Genomic DNA, 7,527 nt, shown 5'->3' with positions numbered 1-7,527 from the left:
GGGCCTCGCCGTCGGCCACCGGCAGATTCCGACTCACCAGCCACCAACCTGGCACTGCCCAGACCCGACCAACAGACGGCGCCAGTTCTCTACCGCACCCATCCCGCACAGGCCCCCGACGAACACCGTGACCAGGGAACCGAAATCCTTGAAGAGTTCCGACCGCCCACCGAGCTTCATCGAGCGGAACACGCCGAGGGTGGCACCGTGCACAGCCAGCCGCTCCGCGGCCTTCGGCAGTCGGAGAAAATCCACCCAATCAGTATATGTCCACTGAGGACGCATAACCAAGTTCGTGAGCCTCCCTCGACGACCGTGCCGCGCGTGCGGCGTACCACGTTGGAACCGGTGCAGGGCGAGCGGTTCCAGCCCAGCGGCGGGAGCGGTCGCCCGGGCCGTCGACGGGGCCGGCGGCACCGTCGTAAGGACGGTCACCGGGGCGTGCGGGCTGCGCTGAGGTGGAGTCCGGGCGGGGCGGTGAGGCCCGCTCGGGCGCGCGGCCCGGCGGTCGTGGCACCGGCCAGGGGGTGGTCGGCATCACGACGGCCGGGGTGCCGGACGGGTCGCGACCGGCCGCGTTGGGCGGACCGGTGAGCCGAACCCGGCCGGGTGTCGACCCCGGCCAGGTCGTCGGATCGACGAGCCGCCGTCGGAGGAAGCGGCGGCTCAGGGAGCCGAGCGGTGAGGCGGACGTCCGGCACTCCGGCCATCCACCCGCCCCCCCTGGGCGGACCGGCGACCGGCCGGTCCACCGGTGGGGACGGGGCCGTGGTGTCACCGCGCCGGCTGGTCAACTCCGGGGGCCGCGTCTAGTGTCGGGTGCTGTGCTGGAAGAGCTGCGCATCACCGGACTGGGCGTCATCGAGGACACCACGCTGCCGTTGACCGGCGGGATGAACGTCATCACCGGCGAGACCGGAGCGGGCAAGACCATGGTGGTGACCGGCCTCGGCCTGCTCTTCGGCGGCCGGGCGGACGCCGGGCGGGTGCGGGCCCAACCGGGTCGCGCCGTGGTGGAGGGGCGGCTGCGCCTGCACGGCCGGGTGGCCGGAACAGTGCACGCCCGGATCACCGACGCCGGCGGAGAGCCCGACGAGGACGGTTCGCTGCTGCTGAGCCGTACGGTCACCGTGGAGGGTCGCTCCCGGGCGCACCTCGGCGGCCGGAGCATGCCGGTGTCGATGCTCGGCGAGGTCGGTGAGCAGGTGGTGGCCGTGCACGGCCAGTCCGACCAGCTCCGGCTGCTGCGCCCGGCCGAGCAGCGGGCCGCGCTGGACCGGTTCGCCGGCTCCGAGCACGAGAAGCTGCTCGACGCGCTGCGCGAGGCGTACACCCGGTGGCGGGCGGTGGTCGACGACCTGGCCGAGCGGCGGAGCAACGCCCGCGCACGCAACCAGGAGGCGGATCTGCTCCGCCTCGGCCTCGACGAGATCACCCGGGTCGACCCGCAGCCCGGCGAGGACGACGAGCTGAAGACGGAGGCGCAGCGCCTGGAGCACGCCGAGGGGCTGCGTACGGCGGCCCAACTGGCCCACCAGTGCGTGGCCGGCGGCGTCGAGGCGGCCGACGACACCCCCGATGCCACCGCGCTGCTCGGCACCGCCCGGCGCACCCTGGAGGCCCAGGCCGGCACCGACCCGGCGCTCGGCGAGCTGGCCGTGCGGCTGGAGGAGGCGGCCACCCTGGTCGCCGACGTGTCCGCGGAGCTGTCGGCCTACCTCGCCGGGCTGGACGCCGACCCGGCCCGCCTGCAGGCCGTCTACGAGCGGCGGGCCGCGCTGCGCGGGCTCACCCGCAAGTACGCCGACGACGTCAACGGGGTTGTCGCCTGGGCCGAGCGGGCGCGCACCCGACTGTCCGACCTGGACACCTCCGACGAGCTGCTCGACGAGCTGGACAAGGAGGCGTCCCGGCTGGCCGGGGAGGTGGCCGAGCTGGCCGGTCGGGTGTCCGCGTCGCGCCAGGAGGCCGCGGGCCGCTTCGCCGAGCAGGTCACCGTCGAGCTGGCCGGGCTGGCCATGCCGCACGCCCGGATCGAGGTGGCGGTGCTGCCGCGCCCGGTCGGGCGGGCTGAGCCGAGCCTCACGGTCAACGGTGTCGAGGCCGGGGTCGGGCCGGACGGCGCCGACGAGGTGGAGCTGCGGCTGCTGGCCCACCCGGGCGCCCCCGCGCTGCCGTTGCAGCGGGGTGCCTCCGGCGGCGAGCTGTCCCGGGTGATGCTCGCCATCGAGGTGGTCTTCGCCGGGTCCGGCGGCCCACCCACCCTGGTGTTCGACGAGGTCGACGCCGGGGTCGGCGGGCAGGCGGCCGTGGAGATCGGCCGGCGGCTGGCCCGGCTGGCCCGCAGCCACCAGGTCCTGGTGGTCACCCACCTGCCGCAGGTCGCCGCGTTCGCCGACCGTCACCTGGTGGTGGCGAAGGACACCGGGGGAGCGGTGACCACCAGCGGGGTCCGGGTGGTGGAGGACACTGAGCGGGCCCGGGAACTTGCCCGGATGCTCGCCGGTTTGCCGGATTCCGACCTGGGTATCGCACACGCGGAGGAACTCCTGGCCGTGGCGGCCAAGGAAAGGCGCCCGTGAACCCGGGTTTGTGACGGCAAGCACACCGGCCCGCGTCCCGGTGTGCTTCCCTGGGTAGACGGCCCTGTTCAGGCATGTCGCGACGGCAAGGCATGTCGCGACAGCGAAACCTGCCTCACATGCCAGGATGGTCACGATGCGTCTACCCACGTTGCGCCGGACCCGGAACGCGGAACCGGGCTCAGTCCTCGGCACCGCACGCCTCGACCGCCGGACGAAGCGGCTGGTCGGCCGGCTCCGGCCCGGCGACATCGCGGTCATCGACCACGTCGACGTGGACCGGGTGGCGGCTGACTCGCTGGTCGCGGTCGGGGTCGCCGCCGTGCTCAACGCCAAGCCCTCGATCTCCGGGCGCTACCCGAACCTCGGCCCCGAGGTGCTGATCTCCGCCGGCATCCCGCTCCTGGACGACCTCGGTGAGAGCGTCTTCGAGCAGATCCGCGAGGGCGACGTTGTCCGGATCGAGGGCAACACGGTGTACGTCGGCGACGAGCCGGTCGCGCACGGCGCCCTGCAGGACGCCGAGACGGTGGCCAAGTCGATGGCCGACGCGCGGGAGGGGCTGTCGGTCCAGTTGGAGGCGTTCGCCGCCAACACCATGGACTACCTCAAGCAGGAACGCGACCTGCTGCTCGACGGCGTCGGCGTACCGGAGATCCAGACCGAGATCCAGGGCCGGCACTGCCTGATCGTGGTCCGAGGGTACGACTACAAGGCCGACCTGGACGTGCTGCGCCCCTACATCCGGGAGTTCAAGCCGGTCCTGATCGGCGTGGACGGCGGCGCGGATGCCCTGGTCGAGGCCGGCTACACCCCCGACATGATCATCGGCGACATGGACTCGGTCACCGACGACGTGCTGCGCTGCGGCGCCGAGGTGGTCGTGCACGCGTACCCGGACGGGCGGGCCCCGGGCCTGCCCCGGGTGGAGGGCCTCGGCGTGCCGGCGATCACCTTCCCGGCCGCGGCCACCAGCGAGGACCTGGCCATGCTGCTGGCCGACGAGAAGGGCGCCTCGCTGCTGGTGGCCGTCGGCACCCACGCGACCCTGGTGGAGTTCCTCGACAAGGGCCGGGGCGGCATGGCCTCGACCTTCCTGACCCGGTTGAAGGTGGGCGGCAAGTTGGTCGACGCCAAGGGCGTGAGCCGGCTCTATCGGCAGGGCATCTCCGGCTCGTCCCTGCTGCTGCTGGTCCTTTCGGCGCTGGCCGCGATGGCCTCCGCGGTGGCGGTCTCCACCGTCGGGAAGGCGTATTTGGGCGTGGTCTCCGAATGGTGGGACAATTTCGTGTTCCAACTCGGCCAGCTCTTCTAGCTCCCCGACCGATCAAGAGGCTGCAAGCGTGATCAACTTCCGCTACCACGTGGTGTCCCTGACCGCGGTCTTCCTGGCGTTGGCGATCGGCCTGGTGGTCGGCACGGCCGCCCTCAACGGGCCGGTCGCCGATTCGCTCAAGGAGAACGTCAACGCGCTGCGCAAGGACAACCAGCAGATGCGCCAGACGGTCAACAGCCTGCAGAAGGAACTGGACCGGGAGGAGGACTTCGCCGCCGAGTCGGCGCAGGTCTTCCTCCCCGGCAAGCTGACCGGTCGTCGGGTGCTGGTGCTCGACCTGCCGAGCGGCCGGGACCACACCGAGGGTGTGGTGAAGATGCTCCAGCTCGCCGGGGCCAACGTGAGCCGGGTCGACGTCCAGGACAAGTTCATCAACCCGGACAGCACCACCAACAACAACCTGCTCGAACTGGCCGTCACCGCCGCCCGCCCGAACAGCGTCTCCACCGCCAACCTGCCGGGCAACGGGCACGGCGTGGAGACCTCCAGCGCGCTGCTCGCCAGCGTCCTGCTGGACCGGCCACAGGGCAGCCCGCAGATCACCGACGCGGACCGCCGGGCGGTGCTGCAGGCGTACACGACCGCCGGGTACCTCACCCCGCAGGACAAGATTTCCAGGCCCGCCGAGGCGGTCGTGCTGGTCAGCGGGCAGCCGTACGTCGACAAGGACTCGGCGAAGAAGGACGAGTCGGTGGTGAAGATCGCCGAGCAGTTCGACCGCACCGGCGCGATCGTGGTGGGCGGCATGGGGTCGGTGGGGGGCAACGTGGTCGCCGTGGTCCGGGGCGACCCGGTACTCTCCCAGAGCATCTCGACCGTCGACGACGCCAACACGGTGCAGGGCCAGTTCGTCACCGCGCTCGCCCTGTTGCAGCAGCTGACCGAGAAGAAGGCCGGCCAGTACGGTGTCGGGGACAACGCCGCGGGAGGGCTGCTGCCTAAACTGCCGCAGTGAGCGCGCGGGGCGAGGCTGCGGAGGCGAGCGGCCGGCCGCTGTCCGGTTCGCACCGCGACGCGTACGACATCCGGATCGGAGGGGTCGCGTGACCAGGTGGGGGCGGCTGCTGGCCGTCGGCGCGGGGGCGGTCGCCGCCCGCTACGTGCTGCGGGAGGTGCGTACCTCCCCGGGCGCGCCGGCGCTGGAGCGCACCAACTTCCGGGGCCGCACGGTCACCCTGGCCGCCGGTCCGGCCCTGGCCGTCGGGGCGGCCACCGCGGGCGCGCTCGGCGCCGGCAGCGCCCCCGCCGGCGGCGCCGCCCTGCTCGCCGGGGTGGGCGCCGGCACTGTCGGGCTGTACGACGACATCGTCGGCGCGCGGCCCGAGCAGAAGACCGCAAAGGGATTCGCCGGGCACCTCGCCGCGCTGCGCGAGGGGCGCGTCACCGCCGGGCTCGTCAAGATCGTCGGGGTCGGCGCGGCCGGCCTCGGTGCCGCCGCGCTGCTTGCCTGCGACCGCCGGGTCGCCGCCCATCCCCGCCGGCAGCGGGCCGGCGCCTTCGGCCGCGGGCTCGACGTGCTGCTCGGCGCCGGCGTGGTGGCCGGCACCGCCAACCTGGTCAACCTGCTTGACCTGCGCCCCGGCCGGGCGCTGAAGGCGGGCATGCTGTTCGGCGCGCCGCTGTCCACCGGCGCGTACGGGGGGATCGCCGCGGGCGCGGTCGGCGCTGCCGCCGGACTGGTCCGGGAGGACCTCGACGAGCGGGTGATGCTCGGCGACAGCGGCGCCAACGCGCTCGGCGCGCTGCTCGGGGTGAGCCTGGCCGCGCGGACCGGCCCGCTCGGCCGGGCTGGCGTGCTCGCCGTGCTCGCCGCGCTCACCGCCGCCAGCGAGAAGGTCAGCTTCACCCAGGTCATCCAGCAGACCCCGGGGCTGCGGGAGCTCGATGCGCTGGGCCGGCTCCCGGACTGATGTGACGAAACCGGCACTCTTCGCCGGCGCCGGCCGGGTGGCCGGAGCAGCCGCGCTCATCGCCGTCCTCACCGTGGTGAGCCGGCTCGCCGGCTTCGGCCGTACCGCCGTCTTCACCTGGACGCTCGCCCCCACCGACCTCGGCGGCGCGTACGTGGTGGCGAACAACCTCCCGAACTTCATCTTCGAGATCGTCGCCGGTGGGGCCCTGGCCAGTCTCGTCGTACCGCTGCTGGCGGCGCCGGCCGAGGCGGGCGACCGGCGTGCGGTGGCCGCCACCACCGGGGCCCTGCTCACCTGGGTGCTCGCCCTGCTGGTGCCGCTCGCCGTGCTGGTCGCGCTGCTCGCCGACCCGTTGGTCTCGCTGCAGGGGGGCGGCCTCAGCGAGGTCCAGCACCAGGCCGGGGCGCGGATGCTGCGGCTGTTCGCCCCCCAGCTGCCGCTGTACGGCGTGGGCATCGTGCTCACCGGGGTGCTCCAGGCGCACCGGCGGTTTGCCTGGCCGGTGATCGCTCCGCTGCTGTCCAGCGTCACCGTCATCGCGGTCTATCTCGGCTTCACCGCCGTCGAGGGGCGGCTGGCGACCGTCAGCGCGGTCGGCCGGGGTGGTGAGCTGCTGCTCTCCGGCGGCACCACGCTGGGTGTGGTGGTGCTCTCGCTGTCCCTGCTCATTCCGCTGCGCCGGCTGCGGCTGCCGCTGCGGCCGGGCTTCCGGTTTCCCGCCGACGCCCGGGCCCGGGTCGGCGGGCTGGCCGTCGCCGGGGTGGTGACCGTGGCCGCGCAGCAGGTCGCCCTGATGGTCGCGCTCAACCAGGTCTCCTACGGGTCGGAGGCCAGCCCGGGCATCTACAACATCGCGCAGACGATCTACTTCCTGCCCTGGTCGGTGCTGGCTGTGCCGCTCGCCGTGGCCGCGTACCCGACGCTGGCGGCGGCCCGTGCGGCGGGCGACGAGCGGACCTACCGGAAGACTCTGGCCCCGGCGGTGCGCGGGGTGGTGCTGTTCAGCCTGCTCGGCACCGCCGTGCTCGTCGGCACGGCGATCCCGGTCGGGCACTTCTTCTTCAGGCCGGACGTCGCCGGCCCGGCCGCGGCCGCCATCGCCGGCTTCGCTCCCGGCCTGCTCGGCTACGGCCTCTTCGCCGTGCTCACCCGGGCCCTCTACGCCCGCGGCGAGACCCGGTCGGCGACCGTCGCCACCGCCGTCGGCTGGCTGACCGTGCCGATGCTGGCGGTCCTGCTCGGGCGCCTGCTGCCGCTGGCCGACCGGGTGCTGGCGGTGGCCCTGGCCACCTCTGCCGGCATGCTGCTCCTCGGCGGCCTGCTGATCGCCGCCGTGCTCCGTTCCGCCGGCCGGGCCGCCCTGGCCGGCGTCGGCCGCGCCGGGGCCGCTGGCCTGCTCGCCGCCGCGGTCGCCGGGCTCGGCGGGGCGGTCATCTCCCGCTGGCTCGCCGGCCTCTGGACCCCGACGGCAGCGCCGGCGTTCGTGCAGGGCATGCTGTCCGGAGCCGTGGTCGGCGGCCTGTTCCTCGCCGTAGCCTGGCTGACCGACGCGCGGGACGTCCGGCCGCTGCTCGCCGCTGTGGCCCGCCGACTCGGGCGGCGGCGATCGCCGGGCAGCACCGGCACGCAGGACGGCCAGCGCCCCGCTGATCGGGGCGACGGGAAGGAGAGCGTTTCCCGGTGAGCGCGAGGAGTG

The 7,527-nt window shown here is 73.9% G+C and carries 6 protein-coding genes; 5 read left to right on the top strand and 1 reads right to left on the bottom strand.

Annotated elements, in window-relative coordinates; translation table 11 throughout:
• Positions 1-33 precede the first annotated feature (33 nt).
• Positions 34-255, bottom strand: coding sequence for a hypothetical protein (locus tag ACNAW0_RS29400; protein WP_416291295.1), 222 nt, complete (start codon positions 253-255; stop codon positions 34-36).
• A gap of 569 nt (positions 256-824) precedes the next feature.
• On the opposite strand from ACNAW0_RS29400, the gene recN reads away from it, so the two are divergent.
• The 5 genes from recN (at position 825) to murJ (ending at position 7,515) form a co-directional block, all read left to right on the top strand.
• Positions 825-2,582 (top strand): DNA repair protein RecN, encoded by a 1,758-nt coding sequence (recN, locus tag ACNAW0_RS29395; protein WP_416291294.1) that lies wholly within the window; start codon positions 825-827, stop codon positions 2,580-2,582.
• A 136-nt stretch (positions 2,583-2,718) separates the two neighbouring features.
• Positions 2,719-3,897, top strand: coding sequence for a putative cytokinetic ring protein SteA (gene steA, locus ACNAW0_RS29390; protein WP_416291293.1), 1,179 nt, complete (start codon positions 2,719-2,721; stop codon positions 3,895-3,897).
• Positions 3,898-3,925: 28 nt separating this feature from the next.
• Positions 3,926-4,873: a copper transporter gene (locus tag ACNAW0_RS29385; RefSeq protein ID WP_416291292.1), complete on the top strand. Its 948-nt coding sequence runs from the start codon at positions 3,926-3,928 to the stop codon at positions 4,871-4,873.
• Positions 4,874-4,961: 88 nt separating this feature from the next.
• Positions 4,962-5,828, top strand: a complete 867-nt coding sequence (locus ACNAW0_RS29380) for a hypothetical protein (protein WP_416291291.1) — start codon at positions 4,962-4,964, stop codon at positions 5,826-5,828.
• Position 5,829: 1 nt separating this feature from the next.
• Positions 5,830-7,515 carry a murein biosynthesis integral membrane protein MurJ gene (gene murJ, locus ACNAW0_RS29375; RefSeq protein ID WP_416291290.1) on the top strand — a complete coding sequence of 562 codons (1,686 nt, stop codon included), beginning with the start codon at positions 5,830-5,832 and terminating at the stop codon, positions 7,513-7,515.
• Positions 7,516-7,527: the final 12 nt, after the last annotated feature.

The organism is Micromonospora sp. SL1-18 (assembly GCF_047921505.1).
Lineage (GTDB): Bacteria > Actinomycetota > Actinomycetes > Mycobacteriales > Micromonosporaceae > Micromonospora.
The sequence above is the reverse complement of the archived record's forward strand: the minus strand, read 5'-3'. Positions and strand labels throughout refer to the sequence as shown.

Excerpts from the sequence above, each read along its gene's own strand:
- steA (WP_416291293.1), top strand. The coding sequence starts at position 2,719 with ATGCGTCTACCCACGTTGCGCCGGACCCGGAACGCGGAACCGGGCTCA.